The organism is Streptococcus sp. 27098_8_134 (assembly GCF_041431675.1).
Taxonomy (GTDB): Bacteria; Bacillota; Bacilli; order Lactobacillales; family Streptococcaceae; genus Streptococcus; species Streptococcus sanguinis_R.
This window is the reverse complement of sequence record NZ_JAPVYD010000001.1, coordinates 844,110-858,199: the sequence shown is the minus strand read 5'-3', so window position 1 is coordinate 858,199 and position 14,090 is coordinate 844,110. Positions and strand designations below refer to the sequence as shown.

The window sequence follows — 14,090 nt, the reverse complement described above, 5'->3', positions numbered from 1 at the left end:
TCCCAAAGCTTTTTAATGTTATAAACTCATTAAAATAATCCCCAGTTAGATTTGGAATATTTTTTATTCTGTGTCATATAAAAATAAATAAAAAGAATGGCTATAGCTAGAGCTAAAATGGTTGTTATACTCACTACTATTATAGGATTAGAAGCAAAGATTAAAGAGAGAATCAAGGCAGCCAGATAGAGTGTCGCTTGGACACAGTAGTAACTTTTCGAATAGCGAAGATAGTGTTTGTTATGGGGTCCATTTACTAGGACAGCAGCTTGAAAGAGGCCAAATCCGATATAAGAGAAGATGGTTGCAAAGAGACGATTAGCTTCAGGATTCAGAAGAAAACTCATCGATACAGTCATCATCATAAGTCCAATGAAAATAGGATAGTGACTGTAAATTAGAAATAGTCCCTTTTGATTAGATTTTTCATCAATAGCATGGTCGAATTGACCAAAATAAAACAAGAACAGAGAAAGCATAATAATGAAATAAAGAACCGAATAAATCGAGAAATTCTCGATTGTAAAGAAGTTAGCTAGCTCCGTAATCATCTCTCCAAACATAATAATGACAAGAAGGGAGATGCGCTCGATTAAATGGGGGAGATTTACCTGGTAATGCTTATCTTTATTAAGCAAGATACTTGGCATAATAAATGTTAGCAGAATACTAGCAAATAAGATATAGACTCTAAGGTAAATAGGAAGAAGAGCTGCTAGATAGAATCCTAAACTTCCTAGACCTGTTATCCATAGAAAACCTTTGATACTTTCCCGATTAGCATCATCGGTTGATTTTCTAAAAAATTCAACCAAATATTGAAAAAATAAGGTAAGGGTTAATGTACCAATAGCCCAACAGAGATAATGAAAATATTGTTGCCAATCAGGTCCAATCATATTGGCTATAAAGAGTAAAATTCCCATTTTGATAAACATGATTACTATGTTAAATAAAGAGTTCTTTCCATAGCGATTGGTATAATCGGTTTGAATCATCCAGGAATCGATGAGAAACAAAGTAGCAATGAAAAAATCAAGGAAAGAATTCCAAGTCAAAATACCGTTATGAAGATGGTCAATTAAAGTAGTTACTTTTGAAATTGCAAAAACAAAAACTAGGTCATAAAAAAGTTCTGAAAATTCTACACGTTTATGTTTAATAAGAGTTGTCATCTTAAGTCCTTTCTATTCTAGAAGTACAATTTATTATAACAGAAAATGGTAATGAGAGAAAAGGAGATGCTTAAATAACTTCATGTGACGCGAATGAACTGCGCCACAAAAGTTAGGTTTTTTCTGTCTAACTTTTGGGGTGCAGTTCAGAAGGGGTGTTTTTTCTATCGTTTTTTAGTGCTAAGACTACACAAAAAAGCCTAGTAAATCAAGGCTTTTTCCTGTTGTATTTAGATGCCCCCTACAGGGATTTGGAAAGGACTTTCATATTGAGAGCAATTAAAAATATTGAAATATAAGTGATTTTAGGTATTTTCAATGTCATGATTTAAAAATGGGACAAAAGTGGGGCAAAAACCATACAGATTCTAAACTGTATGGTTCTTTTTTTATCTAACCAAGAAAGGTTAAAACTTATTAAAACAAATGCAATCAACTGTTGAAAACTTTTTAGTCCGTGTAATATAAAAACAAGTAAAAAGTTGAACTATAGGGAATATTGTGTCATAATAGGTAATAGATGAATAATTAATAGATTGGAAATAATGCTTTCTTACCTTAACAAGTTGAATTGGTTATACATTTTTTCGTCGCAATTGTGTCTATCTCTCGAGTTTAGCTAGTTTTTATAAGCTCTGGTTTCTAATCAATATAACAAATTTTAGAAGTGCATAAGACAAGATGGTGACATTACTACAGTCATTTCTAGTCACCATATGTTGCTGGCACAGGCTGTTTGTAGTGTTGGCTATTTACTAGTCAGTTTAATCGGAGTGTTTAATTTTTATTGTTGAAAGGTTTTTATATGGCGAAAATTCTATCTTTAGGTCTGACAGGTAAGAAATTACTTGCTCAGGGGTTCTTGTTTGTTCTGCTAGGTCTCATCTTGATGGTCACGGGGACTTGGTTGCCAGTAACAGTTATTCGCCTGGTTCTGTTTTTAGCTTGGATAGCAACGGTCGTAGATTTGCTATTAAGAGTTTTCAAAAAAAGCCAGTCAACGGATACCTTGGGAGTTGCACTGGTTAAATTGTTAGTGCTGGGATATTTGCTAGGTTCTAATCTTGCGACTGATATACCGATTTATGTTCTGGCTCTTGTGATTGGAGTTTATCAGATTTTTAGGGCCACGATTAATCTTGTCACCTATGTTCTCTACCGTAAAAATAATATTCGACCTCGTTTTCGTCTCTTACTAGATGGTATTCTACTAGTTTTTCTTGGTGGAGCTAGTCTTTTGTCCTCTACGGGAAATTCTGTCTTTCAACTCTTTGTTTTAGGGGCTTATTTTTTCCTTTATGGTCTGTCCAATATCCGTGACGGTTTCTTATTTGAAGGGGAAATTGGGAAAAACCATCTCAAACGTCGCATTAGAATTAGCTTACCTATTGTCCTAGCCGCTCTCATCCCTGCAAGAACTTTAGCAAAAATTAACAAATTTATGCTGGAAAATGCTGATGAGGAAGAAGATATCCATCTTGGAATAGTGAAGTCTGGTAAGACAGCAGAGCTAGAAATTTTTGTTCATACAGCTGAGACCTCCCTGTTTTCGGCAATTGGTCATGTGGATATCTGCTATCAAGGCCGTGTTATTTCTTATGGCAACTATGATCCGTCTTCTGAGACCTTATTTGGCATGGTAGGAGATGGTGTCTTATATTTCTGTGATCGTGACAAGTACATTGACCTATGTAAACGTGAGAGTCAAAAAACGCTTTTTGGTTATGGGATAGATTTGACGCCTGAAATGGAAAAAGCAGTTCAGAAAAAGTTGGCTGAATTGAAACAACTGACGATTCCATGGGAGCCAAGTGCAGATAAAATCATGACAGGTGATGGTAAGGAAGACTACACCTACGCTTATAAAATCAGACATGAGACAGATGGGGAACTTTATAAATTTATCAAATCTAAGTTTAAATCCTACTTTGTCTTATCTACAAACTGTGTGCTCTTGGCTGATACCATAGTCGGTCAGGCTGGCACCGATATCCTCTCACCCAAAGGATTTATCGCACCAGGAACTTACCAAGCTTACCTTGACCGAGAGTTTGAAAAACCAAATAGTATAGTCGTATCTAAACATGTTTATTAAGGAGAATTTATGAATTTAGTAAAAAAATACACCCCATTAATACTTTTTATAGGGCTGGTTACTCTTGTAATTCTGAATGCATCAAGCTTTATATCAGGGGCAGTATCTCTCTTTGAAGTAACTTCTACCTTGATTTATGGTGCTGTCATTGCTTTTGTGCTCAATGTTCCCATGAAAAAAATTGAAGAATTCCTAGTTAAAATGAAGGTAAAGGCAGGGTTGCGCCGTCCGATTGCTATGGTGCTTGTTTTCCTATCTCTTATCTTAATCGTGATCTGTCTTTTGGTTTTGGTGCTTCCAACCCTTGCTCAGACTATTAGTCAGCTGGGAGCAGTCCTTTCAACAGTCCTGACTCAACTTGGGAAATTGCTAGACAGCTCGGAATTTGTAACCAAAGACATGCTGTCAACTATCGTATCAGGAATTCAGGGACAGTCTAGCTCTATTAGTCAAGCTTTGATAACCTTCTTATCCGGTCTGACTAGTAATATAGGAAATATTTTTTCAAGTATAATGAATGCCTTTCTGATTATAGTATTTACCTTTTTATTTTTATCCAGTAAGGAACATCTGGCAGCGATGACGAGTAGACTTCTAAAAGTTATATTTCCAGAGAAAGTGGTGACAAAGTTAACTTACATTGGACAAGTAGCACTAGAGACTTATGACCAATTTTTGATGAGTCAGCTGATTGAAGCAGTCATCATAGGAGTTATGATAGCGGTTGGCTACAGCCTGTTTGGACTACCTTATGGGGTAATGACAGGTATATTTGCAGGAGTGCTATCGTTCATTCCTTATGTAGGGCCTATGATTGCTTGTGTTGTGGGAGCGATTTTTATCTTCACAGTGAGTCCTACTCAAGCCTTACTTTCTCTTCTTCTATATCAAGTTATACAGCTGATTGAAGGAAACCTTATTTATCCTAGAGTTGTAGGTCAATCTATTGGTTTGCCAGCTATTTTCACGCTTGCGGCTGCTAGTATTGGAGGCAATCTCTTTGGCTTACTTGGGATGATATTCTTTACACCGATATTTGCTGTTATCTATTGATTGGTTAAGGAATTTGTCGTTGCAAAGGAAAATCAGCTAGATTAAGAAAAACTAAATTTAATAAGATATACTGAGAAGAGAGTGAGAGATTCTCTTCTCTTTTATTTTTAAATACTTTTCTACAAAAAGCTATTAGACGTTAAAAAAAGCCTTGGTTTCAAGGCTTATTTCTGTTGATTTAGATGCCCCCTGCAGGGCTCGAACCTGCGCCCCATAGCTTAAGAGTCTACTGCTCTACCAACTGAGCTAAGGAAGCAACAGAAAAAGCTGAGAATGTAACTTCCCAGCTTTTTTAATATGCCCAAAATGGCAGCTAGATTATTTACGAAAGGCATCAAGGATATAGGTGAAACCAACAATTAAAAATGCAAAGGCAACGACATAAACGACAAAGACACTTGTAGCTACTGGATTGAACAGAATCACTAGACCTAGTAAAAATGTAAGCAAGGCTACCCACATGATATTGCTACCAATAATAGGGAAAATCAATCCTAGACGATTGCCTTTAAAGAAAGCAATAATGGCTTCTACAATTAACCAAATTCCTACAATGGTCGGAATGACGACCGGCAGGGTCACAAAGCCATAAGCCACGAGGTAAAGAGCTAAGAGAAGACTAACAAACCCTTGGAAAAGATAAACAGGTGAGCGAAGCTCTTTTGGTGCAGAGAAATAGCCTAAAATAGCTGCTATAGAAGAAACCAGTAAACCAAATGCAATCCACCAGCTGTAAGCAACAAGATTAGCTACTGGGTTTGTAAATAGCAAAAGTCCTAAAAAGACAAAAACAACTCCTTTAAGGAACAACAATAAACGATTAGAAAATTTCATACCAATACCTCCGATATAGTATAGTTTGCTAATAAAACTATTGTACTTATTTTTATAGAAAATGTCAATAAAATAAATAAACAATTTGGAAGTTTCAGTCTGACTTACAAAAAGAAAAGGAGTTTTCACTCCTTTTCACAGATTGAAGACAAAGTCCTTATAAAAGTGTCTTCTAAAGATTTTAACTTCAATCTGAAGCGAGGTTATCCTCGCTTTAGATTAACAGTTATCTGGGATACAGACACTGGTTCCCTAAGACGACTTTTTAAAAATCTGAAACAGGCAATAAGTACAAGAGTTGATTCATTTGAAATATATGATAACGTACGAGATGATGTCTTTACTTTAGCTAAAGTTTTTAATGAGTATGATTCGCTCAATATTATATTTTTCCAATTATCTACTTATGGAGGTGAACAATTGATTCGAATTGATTTCAATCCTAATACTTTAAAAGAATTTGGTGGAATGAAAGTATGGAGACAATTAATTTAATTAGTAACAAAGAATTAATTGAAATGGGCTATCGCCCTCATACAGCAAATGATATCATTCATCAGGCAAGAGAATTACTTGTCTCACGAGGCTATACATTTTATAATCGCAAACGTTTGATGGTTGTTCCAAAAAGTGTTGTAAATGAGATTCTAGGAACTGAGGTGGCGTAATATGGCAAGTGTTCGTTATCGAAAGCGAGGAGATAGTAATTTATGGACCTATGAAATTCGTAGCGAAGGGAAAACTGTTGTTCATAATAGCGGTTTTAAAACAAAAAAACTTGCAGAGTCAGAAGCTGAACCGATTCTGCAAGAACTTCGTTTAGGAAAAAGAATTTCTAGAGATATTTCTCTTGTAGATCTGTATCAAGAATGGCTTGAACTAAAAATTCTACCGAGTAGTAGGTCGGAAGAGACAAAGAAAAAATATCTTCTCCGTAAAAACACAATTGAAAGATTATTTGGAAATAAAAAAGTCACTCAAATTCGTGCGAGTGAATACCAAAGAATTATGAATAAGTATGGACAAACAGTTGGTAGAAATTTTCTTGGTAGATTGAATACTGGGATTCATCAGAGCATCCAAATGGCAATTGCAGACAAAGTTCTAATAGATGATTTTACACAACATGTCGAGTTATTTTCATCCAAAGAACAACAGATGACAGAAGAGAAATATTTACATACAGAAAAGGACTATCTGGATTTACTTTTAGCAGTAAAGAGAAAATTTGATTACCAACGTTCAATTGTTCCTTATATTGTCTATTTTCTATTAAAAACAGGCATGAGGTTTGGAGAGTTAATAGCGTTAACTTGGAATGAAGTTGACTTTGACAGAGGACTGCTAAAAACATATAGGAGGTTTAATACCCTTTCTCATAAATTTGTCCCTCCAAAAAATAAAACGTCTATTCGGATGGTACCGATAGACGAAGAATGTATTAAGATATTACAAGTCCTAAAAATTGAACAGGAGAAGGCTAATAAAGAGCTAGGAATCAAGAATAGGTATAAAATGATTTTTCAGCATTATGGATATATTCACTTGGTACCAGATATTGCAAGTGTCAATAAAGCTTTGAGTGTTCTTTTAAATGAATTAGATATTTATCCAATTATCACGACAAAAGGAGCACGTCATACCTATGGAAGCTACCTCTGGCACAAAGGATTTGACCTTGGAGTTATTGCAAAAATTCTAGGGCATAGAGATATTTCAATGTTAGTAGAAGTATATGGACACACTTTAGAAGAGAAAATTTTTGAAGAATTTAATCAAATTAGAGATGTTTGGAAAGATTGCTCATAAAAAGATGTGGGGCAAATGATGGGGCAAATGCTCTTTAGATAAGCAAAAAAGCCTTGTAAATCAAGGCTTTTACTGTTGAAGTTTGATGCCCCCTGCATACATGAGTTATAGTTCTTTAATTTGAAAAATGTTGATAGGATGGGCTTTTTAATGCGATAGACATGGATAAGTTTTGATAAGAGGTGAGAAAAAATAGAAGAATGTCGGACAAATTTCGGACATAGTATATACAAAAAAGTAAATTAGCTAATTCTGTTAGTATATTTTTTTGTATATTTACAATATAATAAAGGGGACATATTCCCTTTCTCTATTTTGTGGTATAATAAGGTATCATCTCTCAACTTTCGTTGGGAAGCGAAAGGGGGTGATGATATGAGCCAGTTCCTAGAGCTCTTACTTGCTGTCGCAGCAAATGTAATCGCATATTTCATTTGCAAATGGCTAGACAGCAAGGACAACAGAGATGACTAGCCTAACCAACCCTGTTTAAACCGTAAGGAACATAAAAAAACACCCCATCTAGCGCAATAGTTGGGGTGTTTGGGTGTGCATGAGCACAGTTCCTAGTGAAATTATTATACCATATACTGTATAAAAGTCAAGCCTATTTAATTTTTATAGAATATACGGTATAATATCTATAGAAAACATGGAGGTGGAGAGATGGAAGAAAAATTATTTAATAAAAAATTTGTTTGGAGTATTCTTGGAGGTATTGCAGCTGTAGCTCTTGTTGTGTATTTGATTATCATTAATAGTACTGGCGGGGTAACCAATTTGGGCAATAGCTTAGATGGTACTTACTACGTTTATCACCGTAATAGCAATACAATCATTGAAGATAATACATTGAAAATTGATGGGAAGACAGCTTTGTTTAAAGATGCTTATTCTACGAAATATGGTGATGAAAATGAGGGGGACATGTGGCGTGTGGATACTGAAAAACAGGTGATTGTAGTTCAAGAAACAAATTTACATGAATATCCTTATGTTTTGAAAGATGGTGTTTTAACATTTAATAATGATTCATACGTGAAGGAAGGTTCAGAGATTTATAAGAAGGCTAAAAAAATGTCTGAATGGGATTATGAAAACGACTAGTAAAAATTAGTCGTTTTTATTTTGTAGATCATATAAGGCAAAATTGACAGCTCGTTGAACTTCTTTTTCAGTCATTTTTTTGCTATTCCAGGCATACCAGAGAGTTTTACCTCGGTCATATTTGGACCAGGTCTTAATATTGGGGAATATTCTTCTTACTTTTTGGCAAAAGGATTGATCTTTAAGCTCTGGTAATTCTTTTTGAGTAATAAAGTCTTTTTTATCTAACAATAGTTTTAGTCTGTCGGTGGCAGCTACTTGGATTTTTTCATAGTTGCTGATGATATTGTCTTTGATAACTTCCAAAAGTGTTAAAAACTTTTGTTTAGCGGCTGTGCCAGCTCTATAGCTTGTGACAAGTCCTTTAGCTTTAGGATAGGTTATATCTGTATAGTGCTGAAATAATTGAGTTAATCGAACTTCTAGGGCTTTGTTTGAAACAGACAGGTCGTGCATGACTTCTTGATAAGATTTTTTTTGGTAGAAAATTTTAGTCAGGAGCACAATGTCTGGCATTAAAATAATAGAAGCAAAGTAATCTGCTTCTAGTTCCTGAGTGGTTTTATTTGCTAAACTTTCGGTAAAAAAATTTCCATTATGCTTTAAAACAAGGTGGCCTAATTCATGACACTTTGTGAAATTCTGTCTCTCTTGGATGCAATCTTCCTCATAAGAGATAGAAATTCCTTGGGAATCAATCATAGTAATACCTGAGATTAGATCATTTTCAATATGATGTTCTAAAACCTTGAAATTGTATTTTTCTTTCATCGCTTGAAAGTACGTTTCAAAGGAATAGCTGAGCAAAGAAATATTATGTAGTTTGATGAATTGATAAATTTCTTTTCTGGCAAAGTCGGCAATATTTCTATAAATGGGATTCATTCTTGATTCTTATCTTCTTCAAAGGCTTTTCTGCGCATTTCAATAAAATTGTTAATATCAATTTTAAATTGCTCTTGTTGTTCTTTTGTCAGATTAAAGTCATCTACAGTTTTTCTAAACATGAATTCTGCAGATTCTAAAGCTGATTCAGGCTGGTTTTTTACATCAGTGTTCCCTAAAAGATAGTCTACAGAAACGTTAAAAAGTTCAGCGAATTTTTGGAGTGTTTCTTTGGAAGGCTCACGCCCACCTTTTTCCCATCTAGCATATTGCGGCTGATTTATTCCAAGTGTTTCAGATATTTGTTTCTGTGTAAGTCCTGCTTCTAAACGCAGAGCTTTCAGTCTTTCTGGAAACATGAGATAACCTCTTTTAAAAAAATATTTTAATTTTTTTCAAAAAACTCTTGACATTATATCCAAAAGGTTATATACTAAATATATCCGATGGGATATAAAATCTAATCAAATTCTTACTCAAAGTTATTATTAGATAAGTAAAAAATTGAGCAGTAAGATTTGATGTATAGATTTGTTTAGATCTTTGAAAAGTTAATAAAAAGTGCGTCTGACGATCCTTTCAGATGACCCCAAACACACTAAAACGTTGCAATTTTAGTATATAGTAAACTTAACAATTTGTCAAGTTTGCTCATCAGGTTAAAAGTGAGGGATTGGAGCTGCTCTAGGTCTTATGAAACTAGGGCACACGCACCAGCTTTTAGCCTGATGAGCTGGCTTGGATGAATCATCAGGAACTGCTACCGAGAGGTGGAGGCACTACATGATGAATGTAGAACTAAATGCGGGCGGTGTGTGAATAGCCTTTTAGGCTGTTTGCTAATGGATAAGGTGAGAAAGAGAGCCAGGTGATACTGGGTTAAATTCGTGACTTATTCGAGTGAGTAGCTCTGTTGTGAGACAGGGTGAAAGTAGCGTTGCGATGATAGGAGCACGCCTAAACAGATTCGTCTGTTTAGAAGAGTAGAAAAAAATGTATAGAAAACTTAATATGATTTGGAGCGGATAATCTAATTGGATTGTTCGCTTTTTGTTTTTAAAGGAAAGTGAGGTTGTGGGATGAATCGTGAATCATTGTACAAGTTGATTGGGGAAGTGGAACGTGAAAAGAAGTTTCGGAATTCTTTGGCAGAAAAGGTGTTGATTGAGGATGTCGAATGGGCAGAAGGGTTGCCGAAAGAGTTGGTAGCTACCTATGATCGGGCAGTTGAGGAATACAAAGCTTCTCTTACTCAGGTTATGGATCAGGCACTTACTTATTTGGTAGATGGAAAAGGTCTGTATACTTAAAAAGAAAGTCTAGCATTGTTTCTACTCTTTTAAGCAGATGAAATTGCTGCCAGATTTACTGGTATTTTTGAAGAAAGGAGGTTTGTCCATGAGTAAGTATTTTTTAAATTGGTATCGAAAGCAATTGTTGTTAAGTTTATTGAAAAATCGTAGTAAAAACAATGATGTGGCTTTATTTTTTTCTGATCGTGGCTTTATCATTGTGAAAATGGAAAAGAAATCAAATATTTGTTTTGCTGCTGACTTACCCGAATTTGACCAGGAATATTTGAAAATGTATATCGAGGATGGTCAATTTATTATCTATGGTGGCCAAGTGCAAACAGGAATGATGCGTTTTTTGCTAAAAACAAAAGCTAAATGGATCAATATTGTAATTTGGAAAGATTGAGGTGAGAATATGCTAAAGAGAGTATTATGGTTTATGTTTGGAACGTTACTACTAGCTCTTTCTCTTTCTGTTTTTGTTTTTATGCTGATGATTATGATAATTTTTAATTTTATGAAAGGGGTATAGATGAAAGTGGAATGAATTATAGTGATGAAGTAGTTGAATATTATAGAAAGGGTTATCGAAGAATTTTCGATAACTTTTTATTTTCCTTCGAGATATATGCTGCGGATCGTTTGATGCTCTTAAGGTTGTGCAAGTCTAGCTTGAACGAATTAAATCGATTGAATGAGAAATCTTTGAAACAAGATAAGATTGTCACAACTCATTTAATGCGACCCTATCAGCGAATTATTGAAAAGGAACATTGGAAAATCGAAAGGAGTTAGTAGATGGACTATTTTGAAGAACGATTTAAAGGAATCATAGAAAATTTCAAGTTTTCTATGAGGATGTATCGGGATGATTGGACACGCTGTGAAGCATGTTATCGTGCAAGCTTGGGCGAAATGGAAACTATTTTTAGTCGTCATGATAGCCATGATAGCTTTTCTAAGCGTCTGATGGACTGCAAGAATGACTATCAGCGCCTCTTGAAGAAAGAATATTTAGGGATTTGAAAATGAAATACGCGGTAATTTTTAATAAAAGTATGTTTAATGCTCATAAAAGTATTGCAAGACATGCTGAAATTTTCAAAAAATATCACTACGAAATTGATGAAATTGATATTATGATGAATTTCCAGTCTTTGGAAGAACTAAATGACTTTTTGAATTTATTTGGCGGGAGAGCTTACTATAATTCAAAAAGAAAAGAAATTTGTATTTTAGATTAGAAATGGAGTAAGACTATGAAATTGCCTCGTGCTCCTGCAGTTATTTTTTATTCAGAATCAAATAAAAAAAACAAAAACAGAAATGAGGAAAAATTAAATGGCTGATTTACAAAAATTGCCAATTCAGGCAAAGGAAGTTATTGGAGCAGATGTCTATGCTGTTCCAACTGTAACCGAACGGGTCCCAAGTGGGAGAACAATGTTTGATCCCTACCGGATTCTCACTGTAAGCGGCGAAAAACAACAGGATGTGCAGGTCCGTGTAAACGGTTTGGATAATAGTTTTGTCCCTAACAAGCTGACTAAGGTTATTTTGGAAAATCTGACAATGACGGTTGGCAGCGTTCAATCTCGGGGCAAGACCAAGCGGGAAATTATCTTTACTGCTGATCGGATTAAACCTGCAAAATAAGAAAAGGAGTGATATTAAATGACTTTTAATGTGGATAAATTTAACCAAGGTACTGTTTATGATGTCCGGGCCAATCTCGGAAACTTGAAATTTCTTTCACTGGAAAAGCGACCGGTCTTTAAGGACGGTCAGCGGACGGATGAAATGGAAGTTACCCATGCAATCGTGTATTCTGACAAAATCGGGGATAATCTACAGCTGAAATTAGCTCCAGGAAAAACCTATGAAGAACTGCCGTTTATGACAGAGATCCAGATTATTGGCGCTGCTTCTCCTTTCATTTATAACTTTCCTAATGCGGTTGGCTTTGGGGACAACCGTCAAGAGATCACTGATTTTGGTTTCTCTTTGCGGGTTGATGGATATGAGCGCCTGGGGGGCATGAAGCAGCCACCTAAGGAAGAAAAAGCTGGTTAAAACTGGCTTTTCTTGCTGAAAGGGGGTGTCTGAAATATCGGTTATTCGTGAGGTGTTGACCTATCGAGGGGTGAAGATTCGTCCCTGGATGTTGAAGATTAATGCGATTTTGCAAGGATTTATTAGTCTTATCTTTTTGTCAGGGATAGCTTTTTTGGCTTATTGTAACCTGGAGCGGTTGATGGATATGGATAAGGTGCTCCTGGTCTTTCTTGGTAGTTTACTACTGCTGGTTCCGTTCTTAACAAGATTCTTACACCGTTATTTTGAGGAGCGTTTTCTCTTTTACAAGAAGTGTATCCGCTTGTATATCATGGCCCGCTTTCTCAAGGATCATAGTTTTTATATAGAGAAGGAAAAAAAGACAGAAAAGGGGGTAAAAAGAAAAATTGCCTTTCCGAAAGTCTATGTAAAACAGAAGTCTTATGAGTTGTTTATTTCCCTGGAACTCCAGGGAAATAAATTTCAAGAGCAGTTTCTGAATTTGGGTTCAGAGTTTGAAACAGCCTTCTTTATGGATTTTATGGATAAGGTAGACGGGGAAAAGTTTGTTGTCTATCAATTAGCCTATGCTGCCTTTCTCAATCGGATCCATGCTAGTGAGGTCACTTATGATCCCAAAAAAGGAATCAAACTGGCTAAAAATCTATGGTGGAATTTTGTTGAATCCCCCCATTTGCTTGTTGCTGGAGGAACTGGCGGCGGGAAAACAACTTTTATCCGTGCCGTCCTCATTGCCCTGCTCAAAATTGGTGTAGTGGATGCCTGCGATCCCAAGCGGGCTGATTTTGTTCCCTTGGAAAACCTGGAGGTTTTGAAAGGCAGAATCCATTACGATACAGAAAAGATTGTATCGTGTTTTGAAAATGGTGTAGAGATTATGCATAATCGGATGGCTACCATGCGGAAGCTGGCCGCTGAACGGGGAGAAAAAGAATTGGGTTCTTTTGATAAGTATGGGTTAGAGCCTTATTTTATTCTCTGTGATGAATTTAATTCCTTGGTTGCTTCCATGGAGAGCGGAAACTATGTATTAAGGGAGCGCTTTATGGCTGCAGACAAGCAGTTGATTTTACAGGGCCGGCAAGCCGGAGTCTTTCTGATTAAGCTAATGCAAAAACCTAGCGCCCAGGATCTCCCGACTATCATTCGGGACAATATGATGTTCCATATCTCAATCGGAAAACTCAGTGATACTGGGTATCCGATGATGTTCGGGGATGAGAATAAAAACAAACGGTTTAAAAATTATACTCGCCTAGCCGGTAAGCGGGTTTACCGTGGTTATGCGGCCGTTGTCGGTGAGTTGGCCCAGGAGTACTACAGCCCATTGGTCACTAAGGATTTTAATTTCTATGATGTCTATGAAGCCTATCCTAGAATTGCCAATCCTTTCAATCCTTTAGAAAAAAACAAAGAAGGACTCCCAAGTTTGCCAGTTGAGGCTATGGCTCAACAAACAAGCCTAGCTGATTTTGCTAAAGAGAATGATTTGCCTTTGTCTACGGCCAGAAAAATCATGGAACTACTGGTAGAAAACGGCTATGAGGTGGAATCTTCTGCAGGTGCTGCCCTGTCTGACCAGGTCCAGAACTTGTTAGTCCAGATTATGGCGGATAAAGAGTTGACTAATGACACCTATAAGGTCGTTGTCAAGCGGATAGTGGACCGTCAGGAGGAATTAGCGTCCGGTGCTGTGCAGTGAGTGCAGTGCCCGCCTGGGCGGGAAAGCACGGCCGCACGGCTGCACAAGCCGGAGTGGTG

The 14,090-nt window shown here is 36.2% G+C and carries 16 protein-coding genes, 1 tRNA gene and 1 pseudogene; 13 read left to right on the top strand and 5 right to left on the bottom strand.

All coding sequences use genetic code 11. From position 1 onward, the window contains the following. Positions 1-29 precede the first annotated feature (29 nt). A complete protein-coding gene (locus O3620_RS04060) occupies positions 30-1,175 on the bottom strand; it encodes a low temperature requirement protein A (RefSeq protein WP_038804950.1) in 1,146 nt (381 codons plus the stop codon). An 805-nt stretch (positions 1,176-1,980) separates the two neighbouring features. Between O3620_RS04060 and O3620_RS04055 the strand changes: the two genes are divergently transcribed. Next, the gene (locus tag O3620_RS04055; protein WP_011836379.1) at positions 1,981-3,270 is read left to right on the top strand and encodes a membrane protein; all 1,290 of its coding nucleotides are present in this window, start codon (positions 1,981-1,983) and stop codon (positions 3,268-3,270) included. Between the two features lie 9 nt (positions 3,271-3,279). Further along, positions 3,280-4,323: an AI-2E family transporter gene (locus O3620_RS04050; RefSeq protein ID WP_371601454.1), complete on the top strand. Its 1,044-nt coding sequence runs from the start codon at positions 3,280-3,282 to the stop codon at positions 4,321-4,323. Between the two features lie 183 nt (positions 4,324-4,506). On the opposite strand, the gene O3620_RS04045 is transcribed toward O3620_RS04050, so the two are convergent. Next, positions 4,507-4,579, bottom strand: a tRNA-Lys gene (locus O3620_RS04045). Positions 4,580-4,641: 62 nt separating this feature from the next. Next, entirely contained in the window at positions 4,642-5,157 is a 516-nt protein-coding gene (locus tag O3620_RS04040) for a DUF308 domain-containing protein (RefSeq protein ID WP_371601453.1), read from the bottom strand. A gap of 216 nt (positions 5,158-5,373) precedes the next feature. Between O3620_RS04040 and O3620_RS04035 the strand changes: the two are divergent. The 4 genes and pseudogenes from O3620_RS04035 to O3620_RS04020 form a co-directional block, all read left to right on the top strand. After that, positions 5,374-5,649, top strand: a pseudogene (locus tag O3620_RS04035) (replication initiator protein); the annotation flags it as partial. Next, positions 5,634-5,825: a DUF3173 domain-containing protein gene (locus tag O3620_RS04030; protein ID WP_002911105.1), complete on the top strand. Its 192-nt coding sequence runs from the start codon at positions 5,634-5,636 to the stop codon at positions 5,823-5,825. The pseudogene O3620_RS04035 and the gene O3620_RS04030, both read left to right, overlap by 16 nt. A 1-nt stretch (position 5,826) precedes the next feature. Beyond that, positions 5,827-6,966 carry a site-specific integrase gene (locus O3620_RS04025; RefSeq protein WP_002911106.1) on the top strand — a complete coding sequence of 380 codons (1,140 nt, stop codon included), beginning with the start codon at positions 5,827-5,829 and terminating at the stop codon, positions 6,964-6,966. 666 nt (positions 6,967-7,632) lie between these two features. Continuing rightward, on the top strand, positions 7,633-8,073 hold the full coding sequence (locus tag O3620_RS04020) for a hypothetical protein (RefSeq protein ID WP_223320643.1): 441 nt from the start codon (positions 7,633-7,635) through the stop codon (positions 8,071-8,073). A gap of 6 nt (positions 8,074-8,079) precedes the next feature. On the opposite strand, the gene O3620_RS04015 is transcribed toward O3620_RS04020, so the two are convergent. Both O3620_RS04015 and O3620_RS04010 read right to left on the bottom strand, forming a co-directional pair. Next, positions 8,080-8,958: an ImmA/IrrE family metallo-endopeptidase gene (locus tag O3620_RS04015; protein WP_223320645.1), complete on the bottom strand. Its 879-nt coding sequence runs from the start codon at positions 8,956-8,958 to the stop codon at positions 8,080-8,082. After that, on the bottom strand, positions 8,955-9,317 hold the full coding sequence (locus O3620_RS04010; RefSeq protein ID WP_061592347.1) for a helix-turn-helix domain-containing protein: 363 nt from the start codon (positions 9,315-9,317) through the stop codon (positions 8,955-8,957). Before O3620_RS04010 ends, O3620_RS04015 begins: the two co-directional genes overlap by 4 nt. A 720-nt stretch (positions 9,318-10,037) precedes the next feature. Between O3620_RS04010 and O3620_RS04005 the strand changes: the two genes are divergently transcribed. The 7 genes from O3620_RS04005 to O3620_RS03975 all read left to right on the top strand — a co-directional run bounded on the left by O3620_RS04005 (position 10,038) and on the right by O3620_RS03975 (position 14,031). Beyond that, positions 10,038-10,268: a hypothetical protein gene (locus tag O3620_RS04005; RefSeq protein ID WP_268681969.1), complete on the top strand. Its 231-nt coding sequence runs from the start codon at positions 10,038-10,040 to the stop codon at positions 10,266-10,268. Between the two features lie 88 nt (positions 10,269-10,356). Next, positions 10,357-10,659 carry a hypothetical protein gene (locus tag O3620_RS04000; RefSeq protein WP_223320649.1) on the top strand — a complete coding sequence of 101 codons (303 nt, stop codon included), beginning with the start codon at positions 10,357-10,359 and terminating at the stop codon, positions 10,657-10,659. Positions 10,660-11,051: 392 nt separating this feature from the next. Next, positions 11,052-11,279, top strand: a complete 228-nt coding sequence (locus O3620_RS03995) for a hypothetical protein (RefSeq protein ID WP_061592351.1) — start codon at positions 11,052-11,054, stop codon at positions 11,277-11,279. Between the two features lie 2 nt (positions 11,280-11,281). Then, complete coding sequence (locus tag O3620_RS03990; protein ID WP_061592352.1) at positions 11,282-11,497, top strand: hypothetical protein; 216 nt, start codon at positions 11,282-11,284, stop codon at positions 11,495-11,497. Positions 11,498-11,594: 97 nt separating this feature from the next. Continuing rightward, a complete protein-coding gene (locus tag O3620_RS03985) occupies positions 11,595-11,909 on the top strand; it encodes a hypothetical protein (RefSeq protein WP_223320652.1) in 315 nt (104 codons plus the stop codon). An 18-nt stretch (positions 11,910-11,927) separates the two neighbouring features. Then, positions 11,928-12,326, top strand: a complete 399-nt coding sequence (locus tag O3620_RS03980; protein ID WP_223320654.1) for a hypothetical protein — start codon at positions 11,928-11,930, stop codon at positions 12,324-12,326. A 154-nt stretch (positions 12,327-12,480) separates the two neighbouring features. Then, positions 12,481-14,031: an FtsK/SpoIIIE domain-containing protein gene (locus O3620_RS03975; RefSeq protein WP_185757819.1), complete on the top strand. Its 1,551-nt coding sequence runs from the start codon at positions 12,481-12,483 to the stop codon at positions 14,029-14,031. The last annotated feature ends 59 nt before the right edge of the window (positions 14,032-14,090 follow it).

Excerpts from the sequence above, each read along its gene's own strand:
- O3620_RS04060 (WP_038804950.1), bottom strand. The coding sequence starts at position 1,175 with ATGACAACTCTTATTAAACATAAACGTGTAGAATTTTCAGAACTTTTT.
- O3620_RS04055 (WP_011836379.1), top strand. The coding sequence starts at position 1,981 with ATGGCGAAAATTCTATCTTTAGGTCTGACAGGTAAGAAATTACTTGCT.
- O3620_RS04050 (WP_371601454.1), top strand. The coding sequence starts at position 3,280 with ATGAATTTAGTAAAAAAATACACCCCATTAATACTTTTTATAGGGCTG.
- O3620_RS04040 (WP_371601453.1), bottom strand. The coding sequence starts at position 5,157 with ATGAAATTTTCTAATCGTTTATTGTTGTTCCTTAAAGGAGTTGTTTTT.
- O3620_RS04030 (WP_002911105.1), top strand. The coding sequence starts at position 5,634 with ATGGAGACAATTAATTTAATTAGTAACAAAGAATTAATTGAAATGGGC.
- O3620_RS04025 (WP_002911106.1), top strand. The coding sequence starts at position 5,827 with ATGGCAAGTGTTCGTTATCGAAAGCGAGGAGATAGTAATTTATGGACC.
- O3620_RS04020 (WP_223320643.1), top strand. The coding sequence starts at position 7,633 with ATGGAAGAAAAATTATTTAATAAAAAATTTGTTTGGAGTATTCTTGGA.
- O3620_RS04015 (WP_223320645.1), bottom strand. The coding sequence starts at position 8,958 with ATGAATCCCATTTATAGAAATATTGCCGACTTTGCCAGAAAAGAAATT.
- O3620_RS04010 (WP_061592347.1), bottom strand. The coding sequence starts at position 9,317 with ATGTTTCCAGAAAGACTGAAAGCTCTGCGTTTAGAAGCAGGACTTACA.
- O3620_RS04005 (WP_268681969.1), top strand. The coding sequence starts at position 10,038 with ATGAATCGTGAATCATTGTACAAGTTGATTGGGGAAGTGGAACGTGAA.
- O3620_RS04000 (WP_223320649.1), top strand. The coding sequence starts at position 10,357 with ATGAGTAAGTATTTTTTAAATTGGTATCGAAAGCAATTGTTGTTAAGT.
- O3620_RS03995 (WP_061592351.1), top strand. The coding sequence starts at position 11,052 with ATGGACTATTTTGAAGAACGATTTAAAGGAATCATAGAAAATTTCAAG.
- O3620_RS03990 (WP_061592352.1), top strand. The coding sequence starts at position 11,282 with ATGAAATACGCGGTAATTTTTAATAAAAGTATGTTTAATGCTCATAAA.
- O3620_RS03985 (WP_223320652.1), top strand. The coding sequence starts at position 11,595 with ATGGCTGATTTACAAAAATTGCCAATTCAGGCAAAGGAAGTTATTGGA.
- O3620_RS03980 (WP_223320654.1), top strand. The coding sequence starts at position 11,928 with ATGACTTTTAATGTGGATAAATTTAACCAAGGTACTGTTTATGATGTC.